The organism is Pseudomonas sp. NPDC087803, assembly GCF_044742995.1.
In the GTDB taxonomy this organism is placed as follows: Bacteria; Pseudomonadota; Gammaproteobacteria; order Pseudomonadales; family Pseudomonadaceae; genus Aquipseudomonas.
In genome coordinates this window covers 1-1,329 of record NZ_JBIUVO010000049.1, presented here as the reverse complement: position 1 = coordinate 1,329, position 1,329 = coordinate 1, and the positions used below count along the sequence as shown (strand labels likewise).

Sequence of the window (1,329 nt, the reverse complement as noted above, 5' to 3'; positions counted from 1 at the left end):
CCGAAGACGAGAACATCGTCGAAGTGCCGCTGACCGTGCAGTACAAGATCAGCAACCTGCAGGACTTCGTGCTGAACGTCGATCAGCCGGAAATCAGCCTGCAGCATGCGACCGACAGCGCCCTGCGCCACGTGGTGGGTTCGACCGCCATGGACCAGGTGCTGACCGAAGGTCGTGAATTGATGGCCAGCGAAATCAAAGAGCGTCTGCAACGCTTCCTCGATACCTATCGCACCGGTATCACCGTCACCCAGGTCAACGTACAGAGCGCAGCGGCACCGCGTGAAGTGCAGGAAGCCTTCGACGACGTGATCCGTGCCCGTGAAGACGAGCAGCGTTCGCGCAACCAGGCGGAAACCTACGCCAACGGCGTCGTGCCGGAAGCCCGTGGTCAGGCCCAGCGCATCCTCGAGGATGCCAACGGTTACCGCGACGAGACGGTCTCGCGCGCCAAGGGTGAGGCGGATCGCTTCACCAAACTGGTCGCCGAGTATCGCAAGGCCCCTGAAGTCACCCGCCAGCGTCTGTATCTGGACACCATGCAGGAAGTCTTCAGCAACACCAGCAAGGTGCTCGTGACCGGCAACAAGAACGGCCAGAGCAACCTGCTTTACCTGCCGTTGGACAAAATGATCCAGAACAGTTCGGGCAGCAATGCACCGGTCACCGGTTCGGCTGCCGCCAGCAACAACACGGACGTCGCGCCGCATGTCACTGACCTGCCGCAGACACGTACAAGGGAGACCCGCTGATGAGCAATAAATCGCTGATCGCCCTGATCGTTGGCGTTGTCGTGGTACTGGTGGGCTGGAACTGCTTCTACATCGTGGCTCAGACCGAGCGCGCGGTGCTGCTGCAATTCGGTCGTGTGGTTCAGGCCGATGTTCAGCCCGGCCTGCATGTGAAAGTGCCTTACGTTAACCAGGTGCGTAAATTCGACGCACGTCTGATGACGCTGGATGCACCGACACAGCGCTTCCTGACCCTGGAAAAGAAAGCCGTGATGGTCGATGCCTACGCCAAGTGGCGGGTGAAAGATGCCGAGCGCTTCTACACTGCGACTTCCGGCCTCAAGCAGATCGCCGACGAGCGTCTGTCCCGTCGTCTGGAATCCGGTCTGCGTGACCAGTTCGGCAAGCGCACCCTGCACGAAGTGGTGTCGGGTGAGCGTGATGCGCTGATGGCTGACATCACTGCGTCGCTGAACAAGATGGCGGAAAAAGAGCTGGGTATCGAAGTGGTCGATGTCCGGGTCAAGGCCATTGATCTGCCGAAAGAAGTGAACCGCAGCGTGTTCGAGCGTATGAGCACCGAGCGTGAGCGTGAGGC

The 1,329-nt window shown here is 60.1% G+C and carries 2 protein-coding genes; both read left to right on the top strand.

Going from position 1 to position 1,329, the window contains the following annotated elements; translation table 11 throughout:
• A partial coding sequence (gene hflK / locus ACIOUG_RS20225; protein ID WP_401068126.1) for an FtsH protease activity modulator HflK occupies window positions 1-752 on the top strand: 752 nt, incomplete at its 5' end.
• On the top strand, window positions 752-1,329 hold a 578-nt coding region (hflC, locus tag ACIOUG_RS20220), incomplete at its 3' end, for a protease modulator HflC (protein ID WP_401068124.1). The genes hflK and hflC, both read left to right, overlap by 1 nt.